The 13,997-nt window shown below is 75.4% G+C and carries 12 protein-coding genes and 1 pseudogene; 5 read left to right on the forward strand and 8 right to left on the reverse strand.

What is annotated here, in order from left to right; all coding sequences use genetic code 11:
* Positions 1-26 precede the first annotated feature (26 nt).
* Complete coding sequence (locus C892_RS0109160; RefSeq protein ID WP_017540307.1) at positions 27-755, reverse strand: PhzF family protein; 729 nt, start codon at positions 753-755, stop codon at positions 27-29.
* A 621-nt stretch (positions 756-1,376) separates the two neighbouring features.
* Between C892_RS0109160 and C892_RS0109165 the strand changes: the two genes are divergently transcribed.
* Both C892_RS0109165 and C892_RS0109170 read left to right on the forward strand, forming a co-directional pair.
* Entirely contained in the window at positions 1,377-2,600 is a 1,224-nt protein-coding gene (locus C892_RS0109165) for an MFS transporter (RefSeq protein ID WP_017556933.1), read from the forward strand.
* Between the two features lie 224 nt (positions 2,601-2,824).
* The gene (locus C892_RS0109170) at positions 2,825-3,235 is read left to right on the forward strand and encodes a VOC family protein (RefSeq protein WP_017540305.1); all 411 of its coding nucleotides are present in this window, start codon (positions 2,825-2,827) and stop codon (positions 3,233-3,235) included.
* Between the two features lie 34 nt (positions 3,236-3,269).
* On the opposite strand, the gene C892_RS0109175 is transcribed toward C892_RS0109170, so the two are convergent.
* Entirely contained in the window at positions 3,270-4,040 is a 771-nt protein-coding gene (locus C892_RS0109175; RefSeq protein WP_017556934.1) for a DeoR/GlpR family DNA-binding transcription regulator, read from the reverse strand.
* A 297-nt stretch (positions 4,041-4,337) separates the two neighbouring features.
* Between C892_RS0109175 and C892_RS0109180 the strand changes: the two genes are divergently transcribed.
* Positions 4,338-5,117, forward strand: coding sequence for a glycerophosphodiester phosphodiesterase (locus C892_RS0109180; protein WP_017540303.1), 780 nt, complete (start codon positions 4,338-4,340; stop codon positions 5,115-5,117).
* A 401-nt stretch (positions 5,118-5,518) separates the two neighbouring features.
* Here the strand turns inward: C892_RS0109180 and C892_RS0109185 are convergent, their stop codons facing one another.
* From C892_RS0109185 to C892_RS0109205, 5 genes and pseudogenes are all read right to left on the reverse strand, one after another.
* Positions 5,519-6,919: an NAD(P)(+) transhydrogenase (Re/Si-specific) subunit beta gene (locus tag C892_RS0109185; RefSeq protein ID WP_017556935.1), complete on the reverse strand. Its 1,401-nt coding sequence runs from the start codon at positions 6,917-6,919 to the stop codon at positions 5,519-5,521.
* Positions 6,916-7,269 (reverse strand): NAD(P) transhydrogenase subunit alpha part 2, encoded by a 354-nt coding sequence (locus C892_RS0109190; RefSeq protein WP_017556936.1) that lies wholly within the window; start codon positions 7,267-7,269, stop codon positions 6,916-6,918. Before C892_RS0109190 ends, C892_RS0109185 begins: the two co-directional genes overlap by 4 nt.
* On the reverse strand, positions 7,256-8,455 hold the full coding sequence (locus tag C892_RS0109195; RefSeq protein ID WP_017556937.1) for a Rossmann-fold NAD(P)-binding domain-containing protein: 1,200 nt from the start codon (positions 8,453-8,455) through the stop codon (positions 7,256-7,258). The genes C892_RS0109190 and C892_RS0109195 overlap by 14 nt, the downstream gene beginning before the upstream one ends.
* Positions 8,456-8,517: 62 nt before the next feature.
* Positions 8,518-9,170 (reverse strand): annotated as a pseudogene (locus tag C892_RS28710) (response regulator transcription factor).
* 217 nt (positions 9,171-9,387) lie between these two features.
* Positions 9,388-9,936: an ATP-binding protein gene (locus C892_RS0109205; protein WP_017540298.1), complete on the reverse strand. Its 549-nt coding sequence runs from the start codon at positions 9,934-9,936 to the stop codon at positions 9,388-9,390.
* 554 nt (positions 9,937-10,490) lie between these two features.
* Between C892_RS0109205 and C892_RS0109210 the strand changes: the two genes are divergently transcribed.
* Positions 10,491-10,760, forward strand: a complete 270-nt coding sequence (locus tag C892_RS0109210; protein WP_017540297.1) for a DUF397 domain-containing protein — start codon at positions 10,491-10,493, stop codon at positions 10,758-10,760.
* A 289-nt stretch (positions 10,761-11,049) separates the two neighbouring features.
* A complete protein-coding gene (locus C892_RS0109215) occupies positions 11,050-11,955 on the forward strand; it encodes a Sco1979 family transcriptional regulator (protein ID WP_017540296.1) in 906 nt (301 codons plus the stop codon).
* A 50-nt stretch (positions 11,956-12,005) separates the two neighbouring features.
* Here the strand turns inward: C892_RS0109215 and C892_RS0109220 are convergent, their stop codons facing one another.
* A complete protein-coding gene (locus C892_RS0109220; RefSeq protein ID WP_193374761.1) occupies positions 12,006-13,871 on the reverse strand; it encodes an SGNH/GDSL hydrolase family protein in 1,866 nt (621 codons plus the stop codon).
* Between the last annotated feature and the right edge of the window lie 126 nt (positions 13,872-13,997).

The raw sequence follows: 13,997 nt of genomic DNA on the forward strand, positions 1-13,997 counted from the left end.
GTTCGCCGGGCGGCCCACCGGCCGGTCTAAGCCGCGACGGGCAGGCGGTACGCGCGCTCCTCCAGGGCGACGGTGCGGCCGCCGACGTCGATCAGGCCGTCGGGCGCCGGGCGGACCTCGATGCGCGACCCCGCCCCCTGGCGGATGGTGAGGGGGCGGCCGAGCTGGGCGCCCAGGCGCAGCGCGGCGGCACCGGTGGCCTCGTCCTCCTCGATGCCCATCGCCCGCGGGAAGACGCGCACCCGCACGCGCCCGCGCGCCTCGTCCTCCCAGGCCCACACCCGCAGGTTGACCCCGTCCTCGCCGCCTTCCAGCGCATCGACCTCGGCCGCCGAGGGCAGCTGCCGGACGGCGAACTCCGGGGCGGCGCCCGGGTCCGCGCGGATCCAGGTCAGGTCCCCTTCGGCCCAGGTGGGCACGGGCCCGGCCGGCGGCAGCAGGGCAGCCGGGCGCAGACCGTTGCGGCCCAGCAGCCACGAGGTGCCCACCAGGGGGTGCCCGGCCAGCGGCAGTTCGACGGCGGGCGTGTGGATGTGCAGCCGCCCGGTGGCGCCGTCCTCGACGAAGACGGTCTCGGAGTACCCCAGGTCGGCGGCGATCCGCTGGCGCAGGGCGGTCGGCAGGCCGGGCGCGTCCAAGAACACGCCGAGGGCGTTCCCGCCGGTCGGGGAGGACGCGTCGCCTCCCAAGAAGACGCTCAACACGTGCAGGGTCGCGGTCTCCGGCAGGGCGGCCGGGGTGGTGGTCTCGCTCATGGCCCGTACTCTGCCACTCGCCAATGAGAAGCACCACTTATTCTTTCTTCGGGTGTCGATAAGAAGAACTTAGATCTTGTGGCCTCCAGGAGAGGACCGGGGCTCACTGGACACCCCCTCGGAAGCGGCAGCCCCCACACGACCCCGCAGCCCCCCGCCACGCATGCGGATGCTCACCGGATGGTCACCGGAGGCCGGGCGGCGACGGGGCCGGGCGGTTCCCCGGCCCTGCCTGTCGGCCGCCGGCCCCCTCGCGGCCCAGGCCAGTGGCGGCGACGGAGCAGCAGGTGCCCCACTCACGGCTGCTCGCCGGGCGGCGGGCCGCCGGTGGTCGGGGGTGAAGGGCGACGACGGGGCCGGGCGGTTCCCCGGCCCCGTCGTCGCCGCCCCATAGTCCTCCATGCCCGGTTGCGCGGTGTTACGACAGGAAGGTGCGGCGTAGTATTTTTGTTCGGTAGTTAGCTGATGATGGGATCTTTCATCGTCATCCCCGCGCCCGCCGGTGGGGCCGCCCCCGGACCCACCGACGAGAGCGGCGGACGCGGCGACCGTCTCCGGTCCCGCGTCGTGGCCGCCGCGCCCGTCAGCGCATAGGTCCACGTCGCAGATAGCAGGAGCCGCATGTCACCGCTGGCCACTCTGCGCCGGATGCACACGATCGCCGGCGCCCCCCTTCTCACCGCTTCCTTCCTGGCCCGACTCCCGGTGTCGATGGCGCTCATCGGCACCCTCACCCTGGTCACCGTCCGCACCGACAGCGTCGCCGCCGGCGGGCTGGTCTCCGGCGCCCTCGCCCTGGGCGAGGCCGTCGGCGGCCCGGTCATCGCCCGATTCGCCGACCGCCGCGGCCAGCGCCCGGTGGTGCTGGCCACCTCCCTGGCCGACGCCGCGCTGATCGTCGCCCTGGTCGCCGGGGTCGAGGCCGACGCACCGGTAGCCGTCCTGGCCGTGCTCGCCGCCCTGGCCGGGCTGTTCATGCCGCAGATCGGCCCGCTGGCCCGGTCCCGCTGGATCGCGCTGGCCGGGCGCCGGGGCCCCGACCGGGAGCGCTCGGTCGCCGCCGCCCTCTCCGTGGAGGGCGTCCTCGACGAGACCGGCTTCGTGGTCGGCCCCGCCCTCGTCGGCGTGCTGGCCGTGCTCGTGGACCCGGTCGGCGCCGTGCTCGGCGCCGCGGTGCTCATCGGGGTGTTCGGGTCGGTCTTCGCCCTGCACCCCACCGCGCTCCCGGGCGCCCCGGCCGCCGCCTCCCGCGCGCCGCTGGCCAGCGCCGGGCTGCTGGTGCTCACCGTGCCCATGTTCTGCCAGGGCCTGTTCTTCGGCGCCACCTCCACCGGCGTCACCGCCTTCACCCAGGAGATCGGCCACGGCGACCTCGCCGGACTGATGTACGCCGTGATGGGCGTCAGCAGCGCCGCGGCCGGGCTGATGATGGCCTCGGTGCCCGCCTCGGTGCGGCTCACCACCCGGCTGCGGCTGGCCGCCCTGGCCATGGCGGTCTTCTCCGCGGTGCTGCTCGCCGCCCCGGGCCCCCTCGCCCTCGCGGCCGCCATGCTCGCCCTGGGCTGCGGCATCGGCCCGCACATCGTGACCATCTTCGGGCTGGCCGAGCGGTCGGCCCCCGCGGCCCGGCTCGGACAGGCGATGACCATCGTGGTCAGCTGCCTGATCGTGGGCCAGTCCGTGGGCTCCATGGCCGCCGGCGCCCTGGCCGAGCGGTTCGGGTTCGGCGGGGCGTTCCTGCTCACCCTGGCCGCCGCCGTCGGCGCGTTCCTCGTCGCCGCCTCCGCCGTGCGCTCGCGCTGGTACCGCCCCCAGGAGCCCTCCCCCGCGCCCGCCGCGGCCTGACCGCACGCCCCCGACGGCCGCCCCCGCGCGCGGGGGCGGCCGTCCGCGTCAGGGCCCTCCCGTGGCCCCCGGCGGGCCCGGCGGAATACGACCGGAAAGGGCCGCGTTAAAGGGCCGTTAACGCAGTGCAGAGCACCCGGAAAGGGGGCGTAGGCTCGGAAAACGTGCTTACGCTGTTCCCACCCCGGAAACTACGGACGCCGGCCCGCCGAAAAGAGGTATCCGTGCCGCAGGTGACCGGGATCGCGCATATCACCCTCTCGGTGCGCGACCGCGACGAGAGCATCGACTTCTACCGTTCCGTACTCGGCTTCAAGGAGCACAAGAGCCGGGACGGCAAGAGGATGCTGCAGACCGAGTGCCGCCACCCCAGCGGCGTCGTCCTGTGCTTCACCCAGCACCGGGACTGCTTCAAGGCGCTGTTCGACCACCGCCGCGCCGGGGTGGACCACGTCGCCTTCCAGGTCGGCTCGGTCGCCGACCTGGAGGCGTGGGAGGACCGCCTGAGCGACCTGGACATCGACCACTCGCCCGTGGTGCACAGCGACGCCGGGTCCATGCTCTCCTTCCACGACCCCGACGGCTTCCAGATCGAGCTGTTCGCCCCCGCCGAACTGGGCGACGACGAGGACTGAGGCCCGCCCCGCCCGGCAAGGGCGCCGGGCCCCGCTACTCGGGCGCCACCAGCTGCAGGCGCACGTCCCGGCTGCGCATGTCCTCCACCGCCGACTGCGGCAGCCGGTCGTCGCTGATGATGGCGTCGAACTGCTCCAGCCGCGCCACCCGGAACGTGCCGAACTTGCCGTACTTGGTGCTGTCCACGGTCAGCACGCTCTTGGAGGCGATCCGCAGCAGCTGCTGCTTGGCCACGACCTTGGCCTCCGAGGGCGTGGTCGAGCCGCGGTCCACGTCCCAGGAGCTGCTGGCGATGAAGGCCAGGTCCACATTGACCCGGCTCAGGAAGTCGGCGGTGAACTGCCCCACCGACGAGTGGTCGGTGTGCGAGACGACGCCGCCGGTGTGGACGAGCTCGATGTTGGGGTACTCCATCAGGTGGCCCACGACGTTGAAGTCGTTGGTGATCACCGTCAGCCCCGCCTTGTCGGTCAGCATCGGCACCATCTGCAGCGTGGTGGTGCCGGCGTCCAGGAAGACCGTGAAGTTCTCCCGCACCAGCTCGGCGGCGGCGCGCGCGATGGCCCGCTTGGCCGGCACCTCCAGCTGGGCCTTGGCCAGGTAGGAGGGCTCGCTCTTGAGGCGGGCGGCGAGCCGGACTCCGCCGGTCACCGACAGCACCTTGCCGTCGTTCTCCAGCGCCTGGATGTCGCGCCGCACGGTCATGTGGGAGACCGACAGCAGCGATGTGAGCTCGTTGATGCTCAGCACATGGCGTTCCTGCAGGAGCTTGAGGATGTGCTCGCGACGCTGGTCGGGGATCATCTTTCGCCTTTTTCGCCTTCTGGTCGGGCCCGGTGCGCGATCATCGGCGCGAGCGCCGCCCGGGACGGTTGTGCACTGCTGTGATGAACGTACGGGCTACACGAACAGTTTCCCAGCCCGGGGCGGCGCCATGCCCGAAAGGCGCACGTGAGCCCGCTCGCACGGGGGCCCGGCCCCGCTCACAGGGGCCCCTCTTTTCGGGGTTTTCGCCGACTTCCCCACACACGGCCCGCGTCGATGGCACTCTGGTCTCCAGTACCCCCTGCGACCTGCAGTCGCGACACCGGGAGCAGCCCAATGACGCTGGCGATCGCCCTGAGAGGCGACACCTCACGGCAGCGGGAGAACACCATCCCCGCCCTCCGCACCGCCATCGACCAGGGGGCCGACACCCTCGCGGTCGACCTGGCCCTGACCGCCGACGGCCACGCCGTCCTCCTGCGTGAGGAGGCGGCGCGCGAGGTGTGGGGCCTGGAGCGGCCGGTCGGCGAGCTGACACTGGCCGACATCGCCGCCGTCACCAGTGACGGCGGCCACCGCGTGCCCACGCTGATGGAGGTGGTGGCCGAGGCCCGCCACCCCCGCCCCGCCTCGCTGCTGCTGCGGGTGGCCTCCGCGGAGGCGGCGCTGGCCGCGGACGCGGTCGCCGCCGACCACTCCTGGACCGACCGGGTGTCCTACACCGGCGCGGTGGAGGCCCTGCACGCGGTGGCGGCGCGCCGCACCGGGGTCGGCACCGTGATCACCTGGGACCGCGAGGGGCTGCCGCCGGCCGAGCTCTGGCGCGGCCTGCGGCCCCGCTTCATCGACCTGCGCGCCGACCTGGTCACCCGGGACCTGGTGGCCGAGGCGCACCGTCGCGGCCTCGGGGTGGGCGCCTGGACGGTCAACGAATTCCCGGAGATGGCGCGGCTGATCGGCATGGGCGTGGACGCCGTCACCACCGAGCGGGTGGAGGAGCTGGTACCGCTGACCGCCGAGGGGGCGCAGCCGCCCGAACCCGCCGGTGTCGGTGCGGGTGCGGGCGCGGGCGCCGGTCCCGACGGCGCCCGATCACGCGGCCGCCACAGCGCCTGAGGCCCGAGCAGGGCCCACCCGAGGCCGGAGGAGAGGGCCGACGCCCGCCGAGACAGATCCGGTCGTCGGTCCTGGGAGGAATACCGGCGACCGGCCGCACCCGGACGAGCGGGCGGCCACGCGCACCGCACACCCTCGACGGGCCGCGGCCTTCCTCGTCTCCCCCGGCACCGGAACCGAGCGGGGGCGGGCGACGACGCTCGGCCCTGCCTCCCGCGAGACATCGGACACGAAAGAGGCCCCGCAGGGGTCTCTGCGCCGCTGCGATCGCCTTCGTCGACACGCCGCGCCCGGCGGAGTTCGATGGGGGCGTCGCCGTCGGCCGTGTGCGGCGGATCCGTTCCGGGCCGTTCGCGGTGGTGCCCGCTCCTCCGCCCTCGCCCTTCTGCGCCGATGCCGCCCTATCCCACCAGGGCCTTGACCGCCGCCGTCAGTGACGCCAAGGCCTCCTTGGCGTCGCCCAGCAGCATCCGCGTGCCCGGCGCGGTGTACAGCTCGTTGTCGATCCCGGCGTAGCCGTGGCCCAGGGAGCGCTTGACGACGATGACCGTCTCGGCCTTGTCCACGTCGAGGATGGGCATGCCCGAGATCGGCGTCCCCGGGCGCCGCGCCGCGGGGTTGGTGACGTCGTTGGCGCCCACCACCAGGACCACGTCGGTGCGCGGGAACTCGGGGTTGGCCTGCTCCATCTCCTTCATCTGCGCATAGGGCACCTTCGCCTCGGCGAGCAGGACGTTCATGTGCCCGGGCATGCGCCCGGCGACCGGGTGCACCGCGTAGTCGACCCGCACCCCGCGCTCGGCCAGCAGGTCGGCCAGCTCGCGCAGCTCGTGCTGGGCCTGGGCCGCGGCCAGCCCGTACCCGGGGACCATCACCACGCGCGCGGCGTAGGCCAGCCGGATCGCCGCGTCGTCGGCGCCGATCCGCTGCACGTCCGCGCCGCCGCCCCCGGTGGCCGGGCCGCCGTCCCCGGTACCGAACCCTCCGGCCACCACGGCGCTCAGCGGCCGGTTCATGGCGTCGGCCATGAGCTTGGTCAGGATGGCGCCGGACGCGCCGACGAGCGCCCCGGCGATCACCATCACCGAGTTGTCCAGGGCGAACCCGGCCATCGCCACCGCCAGGCCGGTGCAGGCGTTGAGCAGCGAGACCACCACCGGCATGTCGGCGCCGCCGATGGCCAGCACCCCCACCACGCCCAGCAGCAGGGCGGCCGCGCCGGCCGCCGCGGGCGCCGCCGCCCCGCCGGCCCCGGCCGCCGTCAGCACCGCCCCGGCCGCCGCGGCGAGCGCGAGCACGGCGGTCAGGGCCGCGCGTGCGGGCAGGAGCACCGGGCGGCCGGGCAGGCGCCCGTCGAGCTTGCCCGCGGCCACGAGGGATCCGGAGAAGGCCAGGGAGCCGATCACCACGTCCAGGGCGATCACTGCGGCGACCGCCGTCCCGGGGTCGCTCCGGGCCCCGAACTCGTAAGCGCCGATGAGCGCGGCGGCCCCGCCGCCGACGGCGTTGAACAGGCTCACCAGCTGGGGCATGGCGGTCATGCGCACCCGCAGCGCGGCGGCCAGCCCGCCGCCCGCCCCCAGCGCGGTGCCGCCCGCGATCACCGCCCAGGCCGCGGCCGACGCCCCCTCGACGGCGGCGGCCAGGACCGCGGTCGCCAGCAGGGCCGCGGCCATGCCGCCGGCGGACAGGGCGTTGCCGCGCCGCGCGGTGGGCGGGGCGTTCATCAGGTGCAGCCCGAGCACGAAACAGGCCGCGGCGCCCAGGTAGACCGCGCCGACCGCGGCCTGCAGGGCGGTCACCGCGCCTCCCCCGCGCCGCCCGGGCCCCCGGTGCTCCCAGTGCCCCCGGTGCCGCCAGAACGCCCGGCACGCTCGCCCGGCGGGCGGAACATGTGCAGCATGCGGTCGGTGACGGCGTACCCGCCGACCACGTTGGCGGCGGCGAAGACGCAGGCCAGGAAGGCGACCGCGTACCCGGCCGGGGTGTGGGCGCCGGCGGCGATGAGCACGGCGCCCACCAGGACCACGCCGTGCACCGCGTTGGCCGCCGACATCAGCGGGGTGTGCAGGGTGGCCGGGACCCTGCTGATGACCTCGAAGCCGACCAGCAGGCTCAGGACGAACACGGTCACGTCGTCAAGGGCTTCCATGGTCCTCCCCGGTTCCGGCGGCGGTGGCCGCGCCCTGCGCCGGGGGCTCCGGCGCCCCGGCCAGGGCCGGGTGCAGCGCCCGGCCCCCGTGCGCGGCGACGACGCCCGCCTGGATCTCCTCCTCCAGGTCGACGGCGACGCGCCCGCCGTCGAGCAGGTGCGCCACCAGGGCGGTGATGTTGCGCGAGTAGGCCTCCGAGGCGGCCCGCGGCACGGTCGCGGCCAGCTCTCCGGCGCCGATCACCGTGACCCCGCCATCGGTCTGGACCCGGCGGCCGGGCACCGAGGGTTCGGCGTTGCCGCCGCGCGGCCCGGCGGCCAGGTCCACCACGACCGCGCCGGGGCGCATCCGGTCCACGGCCTCGGCGGTGAGCAGTAGCGGCGGCGGGCCGGCGGGGACCAGGGCCGCGCAGACGGCGATGTCGAAGCCGGAGGCCGCCCCGGCCAGGGCCGCGCGCTGGGCCGCGCGCTCGTCCCCGGTCAGGGCGCGGGCGTATCCCCCCTGCCCCGCGGCGTCCATGCCGCGGTCCAGGCCTTCGGCCTCCAGTACCGAGGCGCCGACCGAGGCGATCTCCTCCCGCGCCTCGGGGCGCACGTCGTAGCCGGTGACCACGGCCCCGAGCCGGTGGGCGGTGGCGATCGCCTGGAGTCCGGCCACCCCGGCGCCCAGCACCAGCAGCCGGGCGGGCCGGGCGACACCGGCGGCCGTCATGAGCAGGGGCAGGTAGCCGTCGTAGGCGCGCGCCGCCTCGATGACCGCCTTGTACCCGGCGACGCTGGCCTGGGAGGACAGGGCGTCCATGGCCTGCGCCCGCCCGAGGGTGCGCGGCACCCCCTCCAGGGCGGCCAGGGTGGCCCCGGCCTCGGCCGCGGCTCGCAGGGGGCCGGGGTCCTCGGCGGGGCGCAGCAGGCCCACCAGGGTCTGGCCGGGGCCCAGGCGGGCCAGGTCGGCGGCGGGCGGGCGGGTCACGCACAGCACCAGGTCGGCGGCGAGGACCTCGTCGCGGGAGGCGGTCGCGGCACCGTGCCCGGTGTAGTCCCGGTCGGTGTAGCGGGCGCCCGCGCCGGCGCCGCGCTCGACCAGGACCCGCAGGCCCGCCCCGCGCAGCGCGTCGACCCCGGCCGGGACCAGGGCCGCGCGCCGCTCCCCGGGGGTGCTGAGGACTCCGGCTACGGGATCCGCCATCGGCCGCCTCCTTCCGCGCGGTCCACCGGACCCGCAGGAGTCCTACCCGTGCGCGCGGGCGGTCAGTCGGCGAGCCGGTACCCCATGCCCCGCACGGTCCGGATCCGGTCGGCGCCGATCTTCTTGCGCAGCGAGCGGATGAACACGTCGACGACGTTGGAGCCGGGGTCGTGGTCGTAGCCCCACACGTGGGAGAGCAGCTGCCGGCGGGAGAGCACCTGGCCGGTGTGGCGCAGGAAGACCTCCAGCAGGGCGAACTCGCGCGCGGTCAGGTCCGCGGTGGTGCCGTCGGCGGTGGCGCGGCGGGTGCGCCGGTCCAGGGACAGCGCGCCGGCGGACAGGACCGCGGACTCGGCGGCGCGCTCGCCGCGCATCCGCAGGCGCACCCGGGCCAGCAGCTCCTCGAAGCGGAAGGGCCTGGTCATGTAGTCGTCGGCGCCGATCTCCAGTCCGGTGACGGTGTCGTCGACCCCGTCCCGGGCGGTGAGCACCACGACCGGGAGCGGGGAGCCGGACTCGCGCAGGCGGCGCAGCACCGTGAAGCCGTCGCCGTCGGGCAGGCCCAGGTCGAGCACCATCAGGTCGAAGCCGCCGTCGAGGGCGTGGTCGACCGCCTCGCGGGCGGTTCCGACCACCGTGGCGGTGAAGCCGTCGGCGGCCAGGCCCGGAAGGAGGCGATGCGCTCCTCGTCCTCGGCGATGAGGATGCGGCTCACCGGCGCCTCCCGGTGGTGCCGGGCCGCGGTCGGGGGTGCGGGCCGTGCGGCCGCGCCGTCGGGATCAGCGGGGTCATGGCCCGATCATGGCGCGCCGGGGCGCACGCCGACGTGAAGCGACGATGAGAGGTTCTTCATCCGGGGCGGGGTCCCGGGGGTGCGGGGAGGTGTGTGGGGGTGCGGGGAGGCGGTCCGAAGGGGGTGCGGGGGGCGGGGTTCAGTCGGCGTCGGTGTCGAAGGCGGCCCAGACGACCTTGCCCTGGCCGGAGAGGAGGTCCCAGCCCCATTCGGCGCTGAAGGAGTCGATGAGGTGGAGGCCTCTGCCGCCCTCGGCGCACCGGTCGGGGTCGACCCGGACGGGCACGGCCCTGCTGGGGTCGAACACGAGGCATTCGAGGCGGGCGCCTCGGCGGACCATGCCGAACTGGATGGACCAGTCGTCGGGCGGTCCGACCGTGGGTGCGGCGTGGCGGCAGGCGTTGGTCACCATCTCCGAGACCACCAGGAGGGCGTCCGAGCGCAGCCTGGTCAGGCCCCAGGTGTCCAGGACGCCGGTGGTGAAGTCGCGGGCCTGCTTGACCGAGGCGGCGTGGAACCCCAGGCCCTGGACCGCTGTGGCGCCGCCGACCAGGCGGTCGCCGACGGGCAGGGGGGCGGGGGACAGGCCCCTCCAGCAGGATGCGGGCCCGCCGGCCGGGTGCGGCCGGTCGCCGAGCGCCGCCGAGAACAGGTCTCCGGAGCCTGAGTAAGCGGGGTGCGTGGTCATGTCGTCCCTTGCACTACTGGCTGCTGCCGGGTTATTCGGCTCGTCCGACCGTGGCCGCCGGCGCTCCCGGCGTGGATTACACCTGTAAGCACGGATGCACGTGCACGACCGCAGTCACCCCAGAGTCTAATGAGGCCTGTGCCTCTTGTCGCCCCCCGACCGCTTTGTTATTGAAACGTACCGAAACCAGGCCGAAGGCCCTGAGCGCGCACACCCGCCCCGCCCGTACACTTTGGCCTCACGCGGCCCGACCTGCGCATTCTCACCCTCCCTGGGCCCCGCCCCGCCCCCGGACGCCCGCCTCCGTCCGCATCCGGCCGACCGGATCCGGACGCCCTGCCGACCCGCCGTGCCCGGCCGCGACCACGGGCGGGACACCGACGGCCGCCCCGCGATTACTGTCCGACTTGTTGCCCTCCGGTGCATTTCTCCACGGAAGCGAAGATTATGTTTGTACCGACGCAAGCACGGATGCAAACACGGATGCACGTGCATAGCCTAGTCTCGGCACCGCCGGTCCCCCGGCCGCCGCACCGACCCCGAAGGAGGCACGTATGACCCAGGCCGTCCCGGCCCCCAACGGCGCGCCGGCCGACCGGCTCACGGGCGCCGTGTGGCGCAAGAGCTCGCTGAGCAACCCCAGCGGCAACTGCGTCGAGCTGGCCCGGCTGCCCGGAGGGGACATCGCCGTGCGCAACTCCCGCCATCCCGACGGGCCGGCGCTGATCTACACCCCGGCCGAGATCGACGCGTTCGTCCGCGGCGCCAAGCTGGGCGACTTCGACGACCTGGCGGCCGACGCCGGGGGCACCCCGCACCCCTGACGCCGCCCCGCCGTCGCCGACGGCGGCAGCGTCGCCCCGCTCACGCTGCCCCCGGAAAGCCGGCGCCGCCCTCCTCCGCCGGGGAGGGCGGCGCCCCTCCCCCGCCTTTCTCCCCTTGCGCGCGGCCGACCGGCAGGACACCGGGGCACCGGCGTTGAACACCGGCGCCCGCCCGGTTACCGTTGTCGCCGGAGACGACCGCGTCCGTTGCCCATATTCCGAGACGCGTGCTCCACGGCGCGAGACACGGCCACCCACAGCACCACGCGCACGCTCCCCCGGAGGGCAGATGCAAGCAGCGCGATCAGAGGCGTCCCCTGCCGCGAACGTCCTCGCCCGGCCGCACGGCGGCCCCACGGTCCTGCGGATCCTCCTCGGTACGCAGCTGCGGCGGCTGCGCACGCTCAAGGGGATCTCCCGCGAGGACGCCGGATACGAGATCCGCGCCTCCCACGCCAAGATCAGCCGCCTGGAGCTCGGCCAGGTCAGCTTCAAGGAGCGCGATGTGGCGGACCTGCTCACGCTCTACGGCGTCACCGACCCCGACGAGCGGGAGAGCCTGCTCAACCTCGCCCGCCAGGCCAACTCCCCCGGCTGGTGGCACAAGTACAGCGACGTCCTGCCCGGCTGGTTCGAGGTCTACGTCGGGCTGGAGGAGGCCGCCTCCATCATCCGCACCTACGAGCTGCAGTTCGTGCCCGGCCTGCTGCAGTCGGAGGAGTACGCGCGGGCGGTGGTGATGCTCGGCCACGGGGACGCCTCCGAGGAGGAGGTGGACCGGCGCGTCGCCCTGCGGATGAAGCGCCAGCAGCGGCTGACCGGCCCGGAGGCGCCCAAGTTCTGGGCGGTGGTGGACGAGGCGGCGCTGCGCCGCCCGCTCGGCGGGACCGGCGCGATGCGCCGGCAGATCGAGCACCTCATCGAGCTGTCCACGCTGCCCAACGTGACGCTGCAGATCGTGCCCTTCGCCAAGGGCGGGCACGCCGCGGCGGGCGGCCCCTTCTCCATCCTCCGCTTCACCGGCGGCGACCTGCCCGACGTGGTGTACCTGGAGCAGCTGGCCAGCGCGGTCTACTTCGACAAGCCGGAGGAGACCGACAAGTACATGGTGGTGATGGACCGCCTGTGCGTGGACGCGGCGCCGGCCTCGGAGACGGCGCGCTACCTCGGGGCCATCCTGAAGGACTTCGCCTGAGCGGCTGACACGGGCTCGCACAGGCACCCCGGGGCCGGGCGGCGGCGCGCCTACGGCCGCTCGCCGCCCCGGCCCCCGAGGACGTCCAGGCGGATCGACTCGGCCACCGCGCGCAGGCCCGCATCGCCCGGGTGCAGGTGGTCCCCGGAGTCGTACTCGGGCCGCAGCCGCGCCGGGTCGACCGGGTCGCGCAGCACCGCGTCGAAGTCCAGGACCGCGTCGAAGGGGCCGTCCGGACCGGCACCCCCGCGGACGAAGGCGTTCACCCGCCGCCGGTCGCGGTCGACCTCCTCGGTGCAGTCGCTCCACCCCTTGCACGGGGCGATGGTGGCCGCCACCACCCGCAGCCCGTGGGCTCGGGCGCGCGCGGCGACCTCCTCCAGCCCGGCGATCAGCTCCTCCGGCGGGGTGCCCCAGCGCACGTCGTTGACGCCCTGGAAGACCACCACGGTGCGGACGCCGGTCTGGGCGAAGACGTCGCGGTCCAGCCGGTTCAGCGCGGCCACCCCTCCGGTGTCGCTGCTCACCCCGTCCCCCGCGTAGCGGTCGGTCACCACGCGGTTGGCCGAGACGCCCTGGTTGAGCACCCCGTAGCGGGGCACCCGGGACTGGTCCTGGAGCCGGTCGGCCAGCACGTCGGGCCAGCGCCGGTCGGTGCCGGGGGTGGTGCCGACGCCGTCGGTGATGGAGTCGCCCAGGGCCACCACCGAGCCGGCGCGGCCCGGCACGTCGATGCCGGTGAGGAAGGGCCAGGCGTCGACCCGGCGGGTGAAGGCCCGCCCCGACGCCGCGCCGGTCAGGTCGCCGCCGCCGGGCTCGGCGGCGTAGTTGTCGCCGATGTTGGCGGTGTGCACCGGAGCGGCCTCGACACGGCCGGGCAGGTGGAGGCTGACCAGCAGCCGGGCCCCGGCGGGCACGTCGATGGCGACCGGGTCGGAGTGCACCCGGCCGCCCGCGGGCAGCGTCACCGAGGACCGCCCGCCGAAGGTCGCGGGCACGGGGGCGCCGTCGGCGGCGGCTCCCCGGCCCTGCAGGGCCACCGAGACCGCCCCGATCTCGACGGGCCAGGCGGCGAAGGTGTTGGCCAGGCGGATCCGGGCCCCCGGGCCGCCGGCGCCGGCGCGCACGACCAGGCGCAGCGTCTGGTCCTCCCAGGGGCCCACGGCGGCGTACCCGGAGGTGGAGGCCGACCAGGTCCCGGTCCAGCCGCGGTCCCGGGGGCGCGCCGCCACGTCGAACACGTGCATCCGCGCCCGGCCCCGCACCTCGGGCAGCTCGATCCGGGCCAGCGGGCGGCCGGCGTCGACCGGGACGGTGACCGCGTAGAGCCGGGCAGGGGCGGCGGGGGTGCCGTCGGCGGAGTTGGTGTGTCCGAGCTCCACGGCCTTGGTGGTGAGCGGGCCGGTCTGCCAGTCGGGGGCGGTGGCGGTGTAGCGGTCCCGGGTGCCGTCGGCGTAGACGACGGTGCCCTCGCCCTCGGCGTCGCCCCCGGTCGCGGCGGTGAGCAGGGTGACCGACTCGGCCCGCCCCCGCAGCGGGACCGACTGGCCGTCGGCGACGGCGTTGTCGGGCTCGCCGGGGCGGGTGTCGGGCATGGTCAGCGGGGCGCCGTGCAGGGTGATCCGCGCCCCTGGGCCCCACCCTGCGGCCCGTAGCGCCTGCGCGGACAGGCTGCGGCCCCGGCCGTCGAAGTCGGCGGCCGCGGGGTCGGTGTCGTCGGAGATGCCGCGGTTGTCGTAGAGGCCGCCGAGCGCGGGCTCGGCGGCGGGCTCTACGGCGGGCTCGGCGGCCGACGGGGCGGGCGCGGTGACGGCGGTGAGCGCGGACAGCGGGAGCACAGCGGCGAGCAGGAGGCCGGCGGCGCTCCGGGCGCGGCGCCGACGGAGAACGGCGGGTGTGGGGGATGTCGCGGGCATGCGGTCGTCCTCTCCGGAACGGGCGGGCGCGGCCGGGTCCGCGTCCTCCTCGGGGCGTCCCCGGCCCCGGTGGACGCCGGGGGAACCGCACGGGAACGGCGCCCGCACGCGCACCCGCCCCGCCCG

The organism is Nocardiopsis baichengensis YIM 90130 (assembly GCF_000341205.1).
In the GTDB taxonomy this organism is placed as follows: Bacteria; Actinomycetota; Actinomycetes; order Streptosporangiales; family Streptosporangiaceae; genus Nocardiopsis_A; species Nocardiopsis_A halophila.

Coding starts and splice junctions, on each gene's coding strand:
- C892_RS0109175 (WP_017556934.1), bottom strand. CDS start 4,040: ATGATCCCCGACCAGCGTCGCGAGCACATCCTCAAGCTCCTGCAGGAA.
- C892_RS0109220 (WP_193374761.1), bottom strand. CDS start 13,871: ATGCCCGCGACATCCCCCACACCCGCCGTTCTCCGTCGGCGCCGCGCC.
- C892_RS0109210 (WP_017540297.1), top strand. CDS start 10,491: ATGACCCAGGCCGTCCCGGCCCCCAACGGCGCGCCGGCCGACCGGCTC.
- C892_RS0109195 (WP_017556937.1), bottom strand. CDS start 8,455: ATGGCGGATCCCGTAGCCGGAGTCCTCAGCACCCCCGGGGAGCGGCGC.
- C892_RS0109205 (WP_017540298.1), bottom strand. CDS start 9,936: ATGACCACGCACCCCGCTTACTCAGGCTCCGGAGACCTGTTCTCGGCG.
- C892_RS0109160 (WP_017540307.1), bottom strand. CDS start 755: ATGAGCGAGACCACCACCCCGGCCGCCCTGCCGGAGACCGCGACCCTG.
- C892_RS0109190 (WP_017556936.1), bottom strand. CDS start 7,269: ATGGAAGCCCTTGACGACGTGACCGTGTTCGTCCTGAGCCTGCTGGTC.
- C892_RS0109180 (WP_017540303.1), top strand. CDS start 4,338: ATGACGCTGGCGATCGCCCTGAGAGGCGACACCTCACGGCAGCGGGAG.
- C892_RS0109215 (WP_017540296.1), top strand. CDS start 11,050: ATGCAAGCAGCGCGATCAGAGGCGTCCCCTGCCGCGAACGTCCTCGCC.
- C892_RS0109165 (WP_017556933.1), top strand. CDS start 1,377: ATGTCACCGCTGGCCACTCTGCGCCGGATGCACACGATCGCCGGCGCC.